Raw genomic sequence first — 15082 nt, 5'->3', positions numbered from 1 at the left:
CATATAAACAAAGTCCGCTAATACCAGCACCCCGCAAGAAAGCATGCCGATTTGTCCCCAAGCTTCGGAGGCAAACCGGAATGTTTTTCGCATTACACGGTCGCGACGAAAGGTCCGGTTCACTACCCCATATGGGGGTAGTAAACCGGACCTTTTGTCAGCTATCGCAAACTAGAGCGAGCGCCGGAGATTAGCGGGCGACGGAGCCGTCCACGTAGTCATCTGCGGATGAGTCCGAGATCCAGGAGAACAGCGAACGCAGTTCGCGGCCGGTGGTCTCGATTGGGTGGGATTCACCCTTGGCACGCAGTGCCTTGAACTCCGGGGCGCCAGCCTTCTGGTCTTCCATGAAGCGGTTGGCGAAGGCGCCGGACTGGATGTCGGCCAGGACAGCCTTCATGTTTTCCTTCACCTCAGGGGTGATCACGCGTGGGCCGGAAACGTAGTCGCCGTACTCAGCGGTGTCCGAGATGGACCAGCGCTGCTTGGCGATGCCACCTTCCCACATCAGGTCGACGATCAGCTTCAGCTCGTGCAGCACCTCGAAGTAGGCGATTTCTGGCTTGTAGCCAGCTTCGGTCAGAACTTCGAAGCCGTACTGGACCAGCTGCGAGGTACCGCCGCAGAGCACAGCCTGCTCGCCGAACAGGTCGGTTTCGGTCTCTTCGGTGAAGGTGGTCTCGATCACGCCGGCACGGGTGCCGCCGATGCCTGCTGCGTAGGACAGGGCCAGTTCCTTGGCGCCGCCGGTGAAGTTCTGCTCCACAGCGATCAGGTCAGGGATGCCACGGCCGGCTTCGAATTCGCGGCGCACGGTGTGGCCTGGAGCCTTAGGGGCAACCAGCGCAACGTCAACGTTGGCTGGTGGCTGGATGAAGCCGAAGCGGATGTTGAAGCCGTGGCCGAAGAACAGGGCGTTGCCCTCTTCCAGGTGCTCCGCGATCGACTCGGTGTATACCTGGGCCTGGACCTGGTCCGGGGTCAGGATCATGATGACGTCGGCCCAGGCGGCAGCCTCGGCAACGGTGGCGACCTTCAGGCCCTCGGCTTCGGCCTTGGCGCGGGACTTGGAGCCCTCGGCCAGGCCGACAACAACCTCGACACCCGAGTCGCGCAGGCTCAGTGCGTGCGCGTGGCCCTGGGAACCGTAGCCAATGACGGCTACCTTCTTGCCCTGGATGATCGAGAGGTCTGCGTCGTCTTCGTAATACAGATCAGCCACTGTAGTTCTCCTTATTTGTGCTCTGGCTTTTTAGCTCAATTTCTAAGCTAGGTGCCAAGTATCTAAAATTTGTAGTTCGTGTCCGTAGAAGTCTTCTGTGCGCCCTAGGCGCTCAGGGTCTTCAATGCGCGGTCGCTCATGGACTTGGCGCCGCGGCCTACCGCAAGGGTGCCCGACTGGACGATTTCGCGAATGCCGAAGGGCTCCAGCACCGCCAAAAGCGCCTCGATCTTCGCTGCATTGCCGGTGGCCTCGACCACCAGCGAGTCCGTGGACACATCGATGACGGAGGCACGGAAGAGTTCCGCAGCCTGAGTCACCTGCAGGCGGGTCGCCGCGTCGGCGCGCACCTTGATCATGATGTGGTCGCGCTGCACCGAAGTTTCCGGAAGCAGCTCGACAATCTTGATGACGTTGATCAGCTTGTTCAGCTGCTTGGTCACCTGCTCCAGGGAATCCCCCTCGGCGTCGACCACCACGGTCATGCGGCTGATGCCGTCAATTTCCGTGGGGCCCACAGCCAGCGAGTGGATGTTGAAGGCACGGCGGGCGAAGAGGCTGGCTACTCGGGTGAGTACACCGGGAACGTCTTCAACCAGTACCGACAGAGTGTGCTTTGCCATGTTCTAGTCCTCCTCTTCCCATTCCGGGGTCATGCCCCTGGCGATCTGGATCTGGTCGTTGCTCACGCCCGATGGAACCATAGGCCACACCATCGAGTCGGCCGAGACGACAAAGTCGATCACCACGGGACGGTCATTGATTTCCAATGCCTTGGCAATGGTGGCGTCGATGTCCTCGTCGCGTTCGCAGCGCAGGCCCACGCAACCGTAGGCATCGGCCAGCTTCACGAAGTCGGGAACGCGCGCGGTCCCGTGCCCGGTATTCAAATCGGTGTTCGAGTACCGGGAATCGTAGAACAGCGTCTGCCACTGGCGAACCATGCCCAGCGACGAGTTGTTGATCACCGCGACCTTGATGGGAATATTGTTGATCACGCAGGTGGCCAGTTCCTGGTTGGTCATCTGGAAGCAGCCGTCTCCGTCAATGGCCCAGACCACGCGATCCGGCTGTGCAACCTTGGCACCCATGGCCGCAGGGACCGAGTAGCCCATGGTGCCCAGCCCGGCCGAGTTCAGCCACGAGCGCGGGCGCTCGTACTTGACGAACTGGGCGGCCCACATCTGGTGCTGTCCCACGCCGGCAACGTACACGCCTTCTGGCCCGGTGAGCTCGCCAATGCGCTGGATGACGTGCTGTGGCGCCGAAAGCCCGTCCTGGGTCTCGGTGTAGCCGATCGGGTAGGTCTCGCGCAGGCGATTGAGCAAGCCCCACCAGCTGGAAAGATCCTGCTGCGGCTCATTCTCGAAGCGCGTTGCGCAGGCTTCCTGCAGCTGCGGGATGATTTCATCCAGCGAGCCCACAATCGGCACGTCCGCCACGCGGTTCTTGGAGATTTCCGCAGGGTCGATATCGGCGTGGATCACCTTCGCGTTCGGGGCGAAGGAGGAAAGCACGCCGGTGACCCGGTCATCGAAGCGGGCCCCGAGGGTGATCAGCAGGTCCGACTGCTGCAATGCGGTCACTGCGGACACCGCACCGTGCATGCCCGGCATGCCCACATGCTGTTCGTGAGAATCCGGGAAGGCACCGCGGGCGGTCAGGGTGGTGACCACTGGCGCGTTGATGTATTCCGCGAATTCCTTGAGCTGCTCGTGGGCGTTGGCCTTGATCACGCCACCGCCGACATACAGCACCGGGCGGGTTGCCGCTGCGATCAGCTTGGCTGCTTCTCGCAGCTGCTTGTTGTGGCCGCGGGTCACCACGCGGTAGCCGGGCAGATCCACCTTGGGCGGCCAGGAGAAGGTCATCTCCGACTGCTGCGCGTCCTTGGTGATGTCCACCAGCACCGGACCGGGACGTCCGGTCTGTGCCAGGTAGAAGGCGCTGGCCAGGGTCTTGGGAATATCTTCCGCGTTGGTGACCAGGAAGGCGTGCTTGGTGATCGGCATCGTGATGCCGACAATGTCTGCTTCCTGGAATGCGTCAGAGCCGATAAAGGCGCTGTTGACCTGACCGGTGATTGCCACCATTGGCACCGAGTCCATATTGGCATCGGCCAGTGCGGTGACGAGGTTGGTTGCGCCTGGTCCGGAAGTGGCGATGCATACGCCAACTTCCCCGCTCACCATGGCGAAACCCTGTGCGGCGTGACCTGCACCCTGTTCGTGGCGGACCAAGACGTGGTTGATCTTGGTCGAATCCATCAGTGGATCATAGGTGGGAAGGATGGCCCCACCTGGTAATCCGAAGACATCTTTGACGCCCAGTTCTTCCAGCGAGCGGACGATGGCTTGTGAGCCCGTCATCTGTGTGGGAGCAACAATATTATTCGGACCCTGTACCGGGTTCGAAGCTTCCACGACGGAAGAGACAGCGGCGGCGGCATCCTTAGATCGATTGATTGACTTCGCAACCGACGCCGGATTGGCTGGTGTTGAGTTGCTCATCGGGATCCTTTCCATTTCTATCTCTTCGTTTGCGCATAAAAAACGCCCCGCGGCCGTCACTACTGACGAAAGGGGGCTTGCGCGTTACCGATGTTCTGTCCGCTTAGTGCGACAGCGTCTCAGGCTCCGCGCCTGATAACTAGTAGAACATCGAAGTTTGTTTGCATGTCTCTAGTTTTCTCTACCCAAGGATAAAGTTCAACTAGACACCCCGTTCATCTCATTATATGAGATGGATGTCCAATGAGTGGACGCATTTGGCGCCCACCCATCTGGACCACGGCTTCTTTAGCCGCAATATGCGCCTGTCGAAGCCGAATTTACCAATTTTGCGTACTTGGCCAAGACGCCCGAGGAGAACTTGGCGGGAAGCGGCTTCCAGCCAGCCTTTCGACCTTCCAGTACGGCAGGATCAACCAGCAGGTCGAAGCTGCGGGCGGAAATGTCCACGCGAATCCGGTCCCCGTCGCGCACAAAGGCAATGGGCCCGCCGTCAACGGCTTCAGGGGCCACGTGCCCAATGCACAGCCCGGTAGTACCGCCAGAGAAGCGGCCATCGGTGAGCAGCAGGACGTCCTTGCCAAGGCCGGCACCCTTGATGGCGCCGGTAATGGCCAGCATTTCACGCATGCCAGGTCCGCCCTTGGGACCCTCATAGCGAATGACCACCACATCGCCGGCCTGGATCTGCCCTGCATCCAGCGCTTCGAGGGCGCCTTGCTCCCGCTCGAAGACCCGAGCGGTTCCTTCGAAGACATCCGCATCGAAGCCCGCGGATTTCACCACGGCCCCTTCCGGAGCCAAGGAACCATGCAGCACCGTGACACCACCGGTTTTGTGGATGGGGTTATCCATGGCTCGAAGAATCTTGCCATCAGGATCCGGTGGCGCAATGCTGGCCAGATTTTCAGCGACTGTTTTTCCGGTGACCGTCAAGCAGTCGCCGTGGAGCAGCCCTGCATCGAGCAACGCCTTCATCACTACCGGCACGCCGCCGACGCGATCCAGGTCGTTCATGACGTAGCGGCCGAATGGCTTAAGGTCAGCCAGGTGCGGCACCTTGTCGCCGATGCGATTGAAGTCGCTCAGCGAAAGGTCGACCTCGGCTTCCCGGGCAATGGCCAAGAGGTGCAGCACGGCGTTGGTTGAGCCGCCAAAAGCCATGGTCACGGCGATGGCGTTTTCAAAGGCCTCTTTGGTCAAGATGTCGCGGGCGCGAATTCCCTTGCGCAGCATCTCCACCACGGCTTCGCCCGAGCGGTGCGCGAACATGTCGCGGCGCCGGTCAGCTGATGGTGGCGCGGCAGAACCTGGAAGGCTCATGCCCAGCGCCTCGCCGATGGATGCCATGGTATTTGCGGTGTACATGCCGCCGCAGGCGCCTTCGCCCGGGCAGATGGCTCGCTCAATGGCATCGAGGTCTTTTTCGCTCATGCGTCCTGCGGCGCAAGCGCCGACCGCTTCGAAGGCGTCGATCAGCGTGACGTCTTTTTCCGTGCCGTCCTCCAGCTTCACCCATCCTGGCATGATGGATCCGGCATAGAGGAAGACCGACGAAAGGTTGAGCCGCGCGGCGGCCATGAGCATGCCCGGCAGCGACTTGTCGCAGCCCGCCAAGAGCACCGAGCCGTCCAGGCGTTCAGCCATCATGACCGTTTCAACCGAATCAGCAATGACTTCCCTGGAAACAAGCGAGAAGTGCATGCCCTCATGCCCCATGGAAATGCCATCGGATACCGAAATGGTTCCGAATTGCATCGGGAAACCTCCGCCAGCGTGGACGCCTTCTTTGGCTCCCTGCGCAAGGCGGTTCAACGAAAGATTGCAAGGGGTGATTTCGTTCCACGAGCTGGCAATGCCAATTTGCGGTTTTGCGAAGTCATCATCGCCCATGCCGACAGCGCGCAACATGCCTCGCGCTGGAGCGGCGTGGATACCATCGGTGACCACACGGGAACGTGGTTTGATATCTGGCGTAGCATCCTGGCTCATAAATTTCATTCTAGTTGTCAATATGACCAATCGGATAACCTATGACGCAACCGTGACACATTTCGATAAATGATGTGACTGATCAAATTGTCCAAACTTATCGGTAGAGTAGGAGTCATGGACAACCGCCCAGACGAAAATCCAGCCGAGCAGGTCAAGGCCCGTCTCCACGAGGCCTTCGACTCGCAGATCCCTAATTTCGCCAGCTACAACCTCGTGGCTGGAACCGGAACTGCCGGTTCTGGAGGGCTCAAGGTCATTGGATATCGTCGCCAACCAGCAGAACTCATCATTGCCCCGGTCAACGCGAACGATTTGCGAGCGTCGGAAAACGCCATCAACATCAACAACACCAACGTGAACCAGCTCGCCGAGCTCAGCGATGGCGGCTACGAAGTTGCCACCTCAACGGGCAGGGTTTTCCGGTTCAGCATTCCAGAAAAGCTGAACATCGATTACCACATCGATGATGCCGTCACCGTTGGCGCACAAGTTGACCAGGAATCCGATGCCCACGACTTTGCCGACTTCATGGACCACTTCATGAACACCATCGAAGGCACCGAGAACTTCGTATAGCCGCAAAGCCGGTGTTTCGCACCGGCCCTTCATGCAAAACGGTGGATGCCGCATGGCATCCACCGTTTTCCTATTCCTCCGCGCTATGTGCGCAGCCGGTCTGGCAGGGGCCGGCTACCGGGTCCGATACTGGGTCATTTCGCCGGCTTGCATGACCAGCCATGGGCTGAAGGCCCAAGGAGCTGACTGGACTGCTACAGCAAATTCCGCGGGATCAACCCAGCGGTAATCCATGACTTCGGCCGGATTAGCCGCGATGCCCCCATCGATCACGGCGGTGAAGACCGGACAGATCTCATTTTCAACGACGCCGGAGGCATCGACCGCGCGATAGCGGAAGTCCGGCAGCGCTACCTGGATATCCCGGATTTCCATGCCCAGTTCCCCTGCAGCATGGCGCCGGATCGCGGTTTCCATCTGCTCCCCCGGCTGGGGGTGGCCGCAGAAGGAATTCGTCCATACCCCGGGCCATGTCGCCTTTGACAGCGCCCTGCGCGTCATCAGCACCTGCCCCAAGGAATTCCTGACGTGGCAGGAGAACGCCTGGTGCAAAGGCGTATCCCTGTTATGCACTGTTTCCTTGGGCATGGCGCCAACTGGCTGGCCGTCCTCGGAAAGCAGGATGACATCCATCAAATCCTCGACTTCTCTTTGGTGGTTAGCGGGTGAATACAGCTGCGTAGATCAACAACATCGTCAGCAGGAATCCGCAAAAGTAGTTGATCCACAGAAATCTCTTCCACGCCCGGTTAACCGTACCGGACGTCGAATCCTGCACCCCAAGATGCGGAAGCACATTAAGAATGTAGGCAATGGCGAGCAAGCCGGCCAACGAGCCGATTCCGCGTACTCCGAACAGGACCAGCAGCCCAGCGAGCAGATACGCGCCTGCCACCAAGAAGATCGTTCTCCGCGCGCCGAACGCTACCGCGATCGAGCCGAGCGACGCTTCGCGGTCGGGAAGGATGTCCTGGATGGCGCCCAATGCATGGCTGGCCATGCCCCAGAGAAGGAAGGCGATGAACACCAGCCATTGGGTGGGGTGCACCGGCGCGCCCGCCAGCACCCAGCCGAAGATCGCCGGCGATACAAAATGGACGGCGCTGGTGACGGAGTCCAGTCCAGCGCGTTCCTTGAAACGCAGGACCGGAACGCTGTAGGCAAGCAACGCCGCAACCGACCCTGCCAGCACCGCAGTGGAGATGCCGCTTCCGGCAAAAGCCAAGACAACCAGGAACGGCACGGCCGTGACCGCGCTCGCCAGCAAGATCATCCGATGGCTGCGGCGGGCCAGCAGCGCGCCTTCAATGCCGCCCTTTCTCGGGTTGCGCAGATCCGATTCATAGTCGAAGACGTCGTTGACCCCGTACATCACCAGGTTGTAGGGAAACAGGAAGAAGACGGTGCCAACGACGAATTTCCAATCCATCGATCCTCCTGCCAGGAGGTAGGCGGCGGCAAAGGGGTAGGCGGTGTTCACCCACGACACCGGCCGCGAGGTTGTGATGATTCCATGGAGCATAGTCAGGCCTTGTCGTTGGGAGGAATGGAATGGCCGCTGCCCTTGCGCCGTGAGGCCAGGGCCTCGAAGAGCCACCAGAGGCCGGGCCCCAGGAGCACGGCACAGGCAGCGTAGGCGAAGTCCTCAATGGGAGCCAGCCCGATGCGCAGGCCGGAAAGGGTGTGCGTCCCATAGTCGAAGAGCCCCGCAAAGATCATCAGGTTGTCGAAGATCGCCGTGAGCAGCAGCATCAGCACCATCGCTGCCAGGACCGGCAGCGCGATGGCGGCAGGCTTTTTCCTGCCGGCCAGGGCGCCGAGAAGGAACACGCTGCCCGCTGCGGCGAGAAACCAGAAGCTCATCTCAAGAAACATGGCCATCGCCCTCCCCTGCCTTTGAGCTTCCACGGGTTCGCCGCGCGCGGAACTTGATCAGTGCCTGCGCCCCGGTCACCGCGATCATCGCGCAATAGCACAGGAAAACCAGGAAAAAGACTTCCTCCAAGGGGAATTGCTCGCCGACCATGATCCCGGTCATCAACTCCGATGGCTTATGCAGGAAGATCCCCTGCCCGATGGCCAGGACATCCCAGAGCACAAAAAATCCCGTCCCCAAGACTAGGACCATCAGCCCGCGCAGCGGGTGGCGGAAGACAAAAAGCTTCCACTTGGCATCCAGGAGCGCCATGCAGCCGAGCAGTCCGAGAAGAATACCCAGATAGATCATGCTCCCGCTTCCCTGCTGCTGGCGCTTCGCCGCTCGTGGGGCAAGGGTCCGGGGCCAGTGATGCCCAGTACAGCCTTGGCCGCCAGCTCGCCGCTGATCAAGCACATCGGAACGCCAATCCCGGGGCGCACCGTGCTTCCGGCATAATGCAGTCCCTGCACCTTCTTGCTGTGATTGCCGGGCCGGAGCATGGCGCTTTGGCCCAGGGTATGCGCCAGGCCCAGCGCCCCTCCCCGGTAGGCGCCGTATTGCTGTTCGAAATCCGCCGGACCGATGCTCTGGCGCACCACGATCCTTTGGCGCAGATCCGGGATTCCGGCCCAGTTCGCCAGCTGGTCGATGGCTGCGTCCGCGACCTGCTCGACCATGGCATCCCCGAGCCCGTCCGGGCCGCCTTGCCCCCATTCGAGCAAGGCCGGCGCGGGCACGAGAATGAACAGATTCTCGCAATCGGCGGGAGCGACAAAGGGGTCGGTGGCGCTGGGCTTGCAGACGTAGATGCTGGTTTCCGGCTGCAGTTCGCGGCCCTGGCGGATGCGCGCGAAATTATCCTTCCAGTCCTTGCTGAAAAGCAGATTGTGATGTTCCAGTTCCGGCAATTTCCCCGTGATGCCCAGGCAGACCAGGATGGCGCTCGGGCCCGGATCCCTGCGCGCAAAGCTCTTGGCCGTATGCGTCTGCAGATGCCCTGGCAGCAGGCTGCCGTCGATATGGCGCGCATCGGCGGCACCGATCACCGCCTGCGCCGCGGTGCGTTGCCGCTGCCCCGAGGCATCGGTCCAGTGAACCGCCGCCACCCGCGGCTTCTTTCCCGTGGTGGTCTCGATCGCAGTGGCGGTCGCTCCGACCCTGATGCTGGCTCCCTGCTCGGCTGCCACTTTAGCCATGGCATCGGCAACCGCCGCGAAGCCGCCCATCGGGTACTTGACGCCATCTGCCAAGTCCAGGTGGCTCATCAGCTGATAAAGCGCAGGGGTGCGTTCCGGGCTGGAGCCCAGGAATACGGCAGGATAGCCCAGCAGCTGGCGGATTTCGTTGCTCTGGAAACGCCGGGCGAGATAGCTCTCCAGGCTGGATCCGAGCAAGGCGGCCAGCTGCGGGAGCAGGCGCAGCAGCTGGGGATCCATCAGCGACCGGGGCGAGCTGAAGTCATCATAGAGGAAGTGCTTCAAGGCCAGTTCATAGCCATTGCCAGCGGTGCGCAAGTACTCCTCAAGCGCCGGGGCGCTACCCGGTTCCAGGGATTCGAAGAGCTCGCGGACGCCCGGTCCGGTGCCCACGTCCACCGGGGCCTGCCGGCCCTGGAAGAACGTGCGGTATCCGGTGTCCAGCTCGCGCAGCTCCAGCTGCGCGCCGACGCTGGTTCCCATGAGCTCGAACCAGTGCTCGAAGACCTCCGGCATCAGATACCAGGAGGGCCCGGTATCGAAGCGGAAGCCGGCGCGCTCAATGCGCCCGGACCGGCCGCCCACGCTCGGGTGCTGTTCCAGCAAGGTGACATTGCACCCGCGCGCGGCCAGCAGGCCGGCGCTGGCCAAACCCGAGAATCCCCCTCCGATGACTACAACGTCCCGTGCTTCGCTGGCCATCTAGTGCCGTCCTTCCATGATGTGGCTGGTTTGCGTCTTTCCCTGCCTGGCCAGCAGCACCCGCACCGCGATCATGGCCTTGCGCCCGGGGGAAACCGAGATCCTGGTCCGCAGCAGCGCCTCGGCCGGGGCCTTGGCCAGCTGCCGGTTCAATTCCTGGAACAGGTCGTGGGCCAGGCGCACCGCGCGCGCTGCGGCTGGCGCCAGCAGCGCAAGCCCGGCACGTGCCTTGTCCAGATCCTGATCGATCTGCTCCACCAGGCGCTGCTTGTCCTGCTCATCAAAGGCTTCGGGGTCGATGCCGGGGAAATAGGCCCGTCCCAGTTCCTGGCTGTCCTGCATCAAGTCGCGCAGGAAATTGACCTTCTGGAAGGCCGCGCCCAGGCTGCGGGCTGCCAGTTTCGCCTGGGCTTCTTGCTCCGCGCCCAGTGGCATGGCGCCGGGCATGGCCATGAACACCTGGAGGCACATCAGCCCGATGACCTCGGCGGAGCCATAGATATAGTCTTCGAGGCTGCGCGCATCGTGTTCCCCGGTGGTCAGATCCGCCCGCATCGAGGCGAAGAACGGGGCGGTCAGCTCCGGCCCAATGCCGGTGGAACGCGCGGTGAGCGCAAAGGCGTGCACCACCAGATTGGTGCTGTAGCCGCGTTCCATGGCGCGTTCGGTTTCCGCTTCCAGGTCATCCAGGCACGCGGCGATGGCACGTGGCTCGAGTCCGGCCTGGAGGGCCACCCCGTCGACGATTTCATCGGCGAGGCGCACCAGGGCGTAGATGTTGGCGATGCGGGTCGCGCTGTCAGCGTCGAGCAACCGGCAGGCCAGCGAGAAGGAGGTGGAGTACTGGCGGAGCAGCACCTTCGAGCTGCGTTGCGCGGTGCGCGAATACAGGTGCAGTGCCGGGGTGCGGGGGTCGAGCTCGCGCGGGTCCATGGCGTTCATCGGCTTCGCTCCAGGATGAGGTGGCTGCAGGTGCGCAGCAGCTGCTGGGCACCCTGGGGCAAGTCGCGGAAGGCCGCCGATCCGGTGGCGCGGCTGCACAGCGCTTCGGCCAGCTGCCGGGCGAATTGCTCCGTGCCCTGGCTGGCCAGCTCCTCGCGGATTTGTCCGGCTGGCACCTTGCCGGAGCGGAATTCTTTGAGCATCTGGGCGAATTCGGGCTGTTCAGCGGCCAGGGCCAGCAGGATTGTGCTCTTGAATTCGCGCAGGTCGGACTCGACGGATTTGCCGGTGCGCGACGGGTCCCCGAAGGTCCCGAGCACATCGTCGATGACCTGGTACGCCACCCCGAGCTGGCAGCCCACGGTGCCGATGTTTTCGGCCTGGCCCATGGAAGCCCCTGCCAACAGCGCCCCGGCTTGCAGCGGCAGCTGGAAGGAGTAGGAGGCGGTTTTCAGCTGCTCCATGCGCAGCACCTGGCTGGTGGTCGCCGGCGCCGAGCCCAGGGAGTAGAGCAGGTCTTCCAGTTCTCCTGCCCCGGCCTGCTCGATTGCCTGGAAGAACGCCTGCTCCACGACGGACTCGCTGTCGGTGCCGGCTGCGGCGCGGGCGGCGAGCTTGATCGCCTCGCTGATCAGCAGGTCTCCGGCGATAATCCCCACCGAATTCCCGGCATGCTCGGCATCGGGGAGGCTGCGCCCGCCGGCCAGGGCCTGATCGCGGTAGAGCGCCGAGATGGTGGCTTCTCCGCGGCGCACGAAGTCCTTGTCCACCACGTCATCGTGGATCAGCAGCGCGCTGTGCAGCAGCTCGAAGGCGCAGGCCAAGTCGATGGCGCGGGGCTCATTGCGGCCCGAGAAGGCGCGGTAGCCGAGCATGGCCAAGGCCGGGCGCATCAGCTTGCCGGTAGCCAGGCGGCCGGTGATCTGCGACCACAGCACGGCGCCCTGGCTGGAATAGGCTGCAGTGCGCTGCTGCGCTTGCGAGCCGATCTGCGAAAGCCGCTGGCTGATGGCGGCCTGGGTGGCCTCGTCGATGAGTCCGTTCTCGCCGCCCATCATGCGCGGGCCGGCCGGCGGGGATTGATCGGTGCTGGCGTGCGTTGTCATTGTTCACTGCTCCGGGAATCTGGTGGGGTGGAATGATCGGCTGGCCCAGTGCCGGCGGCCTGCAGCGTGAGCAGGATTTCCCCCAGCAGTGCGCGCAGCGCAAGGCGGGAGGGTTCATCGAGCTGGTCGCAGAACCTGTGCAGGCTGCGCAGCACCGCGATCCCCTCGCCGGTGGTCTCGGGGAAGCCGCTGCCGGGATGGACCACGGTGCGCCGCCGATCCGTCGCATGCTGCTGGCGCTGGATCACGTGGCGCGCTTCGAGCCGATCCAGCACCGCGGTGATGCCGGCCGAGGAAACGCCCAGCTCCTTGGCCAGCTCGCCAGGGCTGGGTGCGCTCAAGCACCGGATGAGGTTCAGGGTCCTCAGATCCGTGTCGTTCAGATTGAGGCGGGCGCGCCATCGGACTTCATAGAGCGCATGGGCCCGCTGAAGCCGCAGGAGAGCGCGGAAAAGATCCGAGCTCCGGAAGGGAGGTGCACTTGCCATGATCATTTATCTCGCTGGGTTGATATTTAGCTTATCTAGATACATCATGGTTTAACTATATAGTTTTGTCGAGCCGGATTCCCAAAAAAGTTTCCACGACCCCAGGAGCAGCCCCATGAGCCGATCACATGAACCCGCACTGCGGCAGGGCGCAGGCCCTGCTGCCAATCCGAGCTGGACCTGGCCGGTGATCACGGCCATCTCGCTGATCACGGCCATCGCCGTATCCTTTATCGGCAGCGGCGCGCTGGGCGGCACCCCGGTGCAGGAGGTGGCCGGGGGCTATCTCAGCGCTGACGCGACATTGCTCGCGCCGGCAGGGCCCGCCTTTTCGATTTGGAGCGTGATCTACGCCGGCCTGGCGGTCTACGGCATTTTCCAGCTCACGCCCTCGGGCCGGCGCTCGGCCTGGGCAGCGTCCCTGCGCGGGCCGGCGATGCTCTCGGCATTGCTCAATGCGGCCTGGATCAGCGTGGTGCAGCTTGGCTGGCTGGGATTCAGCGTTGCCATTATTTTCACCCTCGTCGCCGTGCTGGCGTGGATGATGGCAATCATGCTTGCCGGAACGCCGTCCTCGCGTCTTGAGTACTGGATCATGTGGCTGACCTTCGGCCTCTATCTGGGATGGGTGGTCGTGGCCAGCATCGCCAATACCGCGGCGTGGCTCTTGTCGCTGGGCTTCGGCAGCGATGCCGCATGGGCCCCCGGGCTGGCCGTCGCGCTCCTGGTTGTTGCCGTCCTCATCGCCCTGGCCATCAGCTTCTACGCACGCAATCTCTTTGCCCCTGTGGCCATCTGCTGGGGCCTGGCGTGGATCGGGGTTGGCCGCCTGAGCGGCGCCAACGACTCGGCCTTGGTTGGCTTCGCGGCGCTTGGCTGCGCGGCAGCCGTTTTGGCGGGAGCCGGCGCGATCGCCTGGCACGGCAAATCGGGTGGCAATGGGGGCACGCGATGAGCAGGATCGCCGTCACCGGTGCCACCGGCTACATCGGGGGCCGGCTGGTCCCGCGGCTGCTGAGCCAGGGGCACCAGGTCAAGGTCTTCACCCGCGATGCCCAGCGCTTGCGCGACGTTCCCTGGCATGCCGAAGTGGAAATCATCGAGGGAGACCTGGCGGACCTCGAGGCGGTGTCCCGGCTCTGCTACGGAGCCGAGGTCGTCTACTACCTGGTGCATTCCATGTCCGGAAGCCGCAATTTCGCCGAGCAGGAGAAGAACTGCGCCTCCGTCATGGCACGAGCCGCACTGCAGCAGGGTGTTGGCCAGGTGGTCTATCTCTCCGGACTGCACCCCTCGGGCAAGCTCAGCGAGCATCTGGAATCGCGCGTTGCGGTGGGAGAGATCCTGTCCGCTTCGGTGAACACGCTGGTCCTGCAGGCGGGACTGGTGATCGGGTCGGGATCCGCCAGCTTCGAGATGGTCCGGCACCTGAGCGATGTGCTGCCAGTGATGCCGGCACCGCGCTGGGTGCGCAACCAGGTCCAGCCCATAGCCATTCGCGATGCCCTGCACTACCTGGTGGCCGCGGCGCAGCTTCAGCAGCCAGTCCATGGCGCCTATGACATCGGCGGCCCGCAAGCCTACAGCTATGCCCAGCTGATGCAGATCTATGCCCGCGTGGCAGGGCTGCGCGAACCTGCGGTCTGGGCGCTTCCGCTGCTGACCCCGCGGCTGGCCTCGCATTGGGTTAATCTGGTCACGCCGCTGCCCCGCACCCTGGCCTCGGCGCTGGTCGCGTCCTTGCAGCACGACTGCGTGATGCAATCGCGAAAAATTGATGATCTGATCCCGCCGCCTGAGCAAGGCCTCTGCGACTACCCCAGAGCGGTGCACTTGGCCCTGGAGAAGATCAATGCGGACGCGGTGGAAACCACCTGGGCAACAGCCCATCCGATCTCGGCCCCGGCCGAGCCCTTGCCTTCGGATCCGCAATGGGCCGGGCGCAAAAGCTACACCGATACGCGCAGGATCACCACCACGGCCACCGAGCAGGCGCTATTCAAGGTAGTGCAGCGGCTCGGCGGCGATTCGCCATACTTCGCCTTCCCGACGCTTTGGAGGCTGCGCGGACTGATGGACAAGCTGGCCGGCGGCGTGGGCTCGCGCCGCGGCCGCCGCTCGAACAGCACCCTGGCCCTGGGCGATGTGGTGGACTGGTGGCGCGTCGAGGCGCTGGAGAAGGACCGGTTGCTGCGCTTGCGGGCGGAAATGCGCGTGCCGGGGCAAGCTTGGCTTGAATACTCCATTGGCCGGCAAGCCAACGGGAAGACGGAGCTCATCCAGCGGGCGGTGTTCTTCCCGCGCGGCCTGTGGGGACGCTGCTACTGGTGGGCCGTCTACCCGTTCCACGGAGTCATCTTCCCGGCGACCATCGCCAACATCGCGAAGGACGCAGAACAAGCACGGAGCGATCCCCGGCCCTAGCGG

15 protein-coding genes are annotated in these 15082 nt (G+C 63.0%); 3 read left to right on the top strand and 12 right to left on the bottom strand.

Going from position 1 to position 15082, the window contains the following annotated elements; genetic code table 11:
- Positions 1 to 190: 190 nt before the first annotated feature.
- The 4 genes from ilvC to ilvD form a co-directional block, all read right to left on the bottom strand.
- Positions 191 to 1222, bottom strand: coding sequence for a ketol-acid reductoisomerase (ilvC, locus tag AOZ07_RS07280; protein WP_060701400.1), 1032 nt, complete (start codon positions 1220 to 1222; stop codon positions 191 to 193).
- A gap of 104 nt (positions 1223 to 1326) precedes the next feature.
- Positions 1327 to 1845, bottom strand: coding sequence for an acetolactate synthase small subunit (ilvN, locus tag AOZ07_RS07275; RefSeq protein WP_060701399.1), 519 nt, complete (start codon positions 1843 to 1845; stop codon positions 1327 to 1329).
- Between the two features lie 3 nt (positions 1846 to 1848).
- A complete protein-coding gene (locus tag AOZ07_RS07270; RefSeq protein WP_060701398.1) occupies positions 1849 to 3732 on the bottom strand; it encodes an acetolactate synthase large subunit in 1884 nt (627 codons plus the stop codon).
- A gap of 288 nt (positions 3733 to 4020) precedes the next feature.
- The gene (gene ilvD, locus AOZ07_RS07265; protein WP_417935212.1) at positions 4021 to 5733 is read right to left on the bottom strand and encodes a dihydroxy-acid dehydratase; all 1713 of its coding nucleotides are present in this window, start codon (positions 5731 to 5733) and stop codon (positions 4021 to 4023) included.
- Between the two features lie 108 nt (positions 5734 to 5841).
- Between ilvD and AOZ07_RS07260 the strand changes: the two genes are divergently transcribed.
- Positions 5842 to 6303: a hypothetical protein gene (locus AOZ07_RS07260; protein ID WP_060701396.1), complete on the top strand. Its 462-nt coding sequence runs from the start codon at positions 5842 to 5844 to the stop codon at positions 6301 to 6303.
- A 114-nt stretch (positions 6304 to 6417) separates the two neighbouring features.
- Here AOZ07_RS07260 and idi read toward each other — a convergent pair whose 3' ends face one another.
- Genes idi through AOZ07_RS07220 form a run of 8 tightly spaced genes read right to left on the bottom strand, consistent with a single transcriptional unit; the run spans position 6418 to position 12655 of the window.
- The gene (gene idi, locus AOZ07_RS07255) at positions 6418 to 6936 is read right to left on the bottom strand and encodes an isopentenyl-diphosphate Delta-isomerase (protein WP_060701395.1); all 519 of its coding nucleotides are present in this window, start codon (positions 6934 to 6936) and stop codon (positions 6418 to 6420) included.
- A 25-nt stretch (positions 6937 to 6961) separates the two neighbouring features.
- Positions 6962 to 7825, bottom strand: a complete 864-nt coding sequence (locus tag AOZ07_RS07250; RefSeq protein ID WP_060701394.1) for a prenyltransferase — start codon at positions 7823 to 7825, stop codon at positions 6962 to 6964.
- Between the two features lie 2 nt (positions 7826 to 7827).
- Positions 7828 to 8166 (bottom strand): lycopene cyclase domain-containing protein, encoded by a 339-nt coding sequence (locus tag AOZ07_RS07245; protein ID WP_060701393.1) that lies wholly within the window; start codon positions 8164 to 8166, stop codon positions 7828 to 7830.
- A gap of 1 nt (position 8167) precedes the next feature.
- On the bottom strand, positions 8168 to 8530 hold the full coding sequence (locus AOZ07_RS07240; RefSeq protein ID WP_060701392.1) for a lycopene cyclase domain-containing protein: 363 nt from the start codon (positions 8528 to 8530) through the stop codon (positions 8168 to 8170).
- Positions 8527 to 10119 (bottom strand): phytoene desaturase family protein, encoded by a 1593-nt coding sequence (gene crtI, locus AOZ07_RS07235; protein WP_060701391.1) that lies wholly within the window; start codon positions 10117 to 10119, stop codon positions 8527 to 8529. Before crtI ends, AOZ07_RS07240 begins: the two co-directional genes overlap by 4 nt.
- Positions 10120 to 11061 carry a phytoene/squalene synthase family protein gene (locus AOZ07_RS07230; protein ID WP_075972440.1) on the bottom strand — a complete coding sequence of 314 codons (942 nt, stop codon included), beginning with the start codon at positions 11059 to 11061 and terminating at the stop codon, positions 10120 to 10122.
- A complete protein-coding gene (locus AOZ07_RS07225; protein ID WP_060701390.1) occupies positions 11058 to 12167 on the bottom strand; it encodes a polyprenyl synthetase family protein in 1110 nt (369 codons plus the stop codon). The genes AOZ07_RS07230 and AOZ07_RS07225 overlap by 4 nt, the downstream gene beginning before the upstream one ends.
- Positions 12164 to 12655, bottom strand: coding sequence for a MarR family winged helix-turn-helix transcriptional regulator (locus AOZ07_RS07220; protein WP_194943830.1), 492 nt, complete (start codon positions 12653 to 12655; stop codon positions 12164 to 12166). Before AOZ07_RS07220 ends, AOZ07_RS07225 begins: the two co-directional genes overlap by 4 nt.
- 115 nt (positions 12656 to 12770) lie before the next feature.
- On the opposite strand from AOZ07_RS07220, the gene AOZ07_RS07215 reads away from it, so the two are divergent.
- Positions 12771 to 13610, top strand: a complete 840-nt coding sequence (locus AOZ07_RS07215) for a tryptophan-rich sensory protein (protein WP_060701388.1) — start codon at positions 12771 to 12773, stop codon at positions 13608 to 13610.
- Positions 13607 to 15079, top strand: coding sequence for an SDR family oxidoreductase (locus AOZ07_RS07210; RefSeq protein WP_060701387.1), 1473 nt, complete (start codon positions 13607 to 13609; stop codon positions 15077 to 15079). The genes AOZ07_RS07215 and AOZ07_RS07210 overlap by 4 nt, the downstream gene beginning before the upstream one ends.
- Positions 15080 to 15082: the final 3 nt, after the last annotated feature.

This window comes from Glutamicibacter halophytocola (genome assembly GCF_001302565.1).
In the GTDB taxonomy this organism is placed as follows: Bacteria; Actinomycetota; Actinomycetes; order Actinomycetales; family Micrococcaceae; genus Glutamicibacter; species Glutamicibacter halophytocola.
Note: the sequence above shows the minus strand (reverse complement) of the source record. Positions and strands in the feature narration are given on the sequence as shown.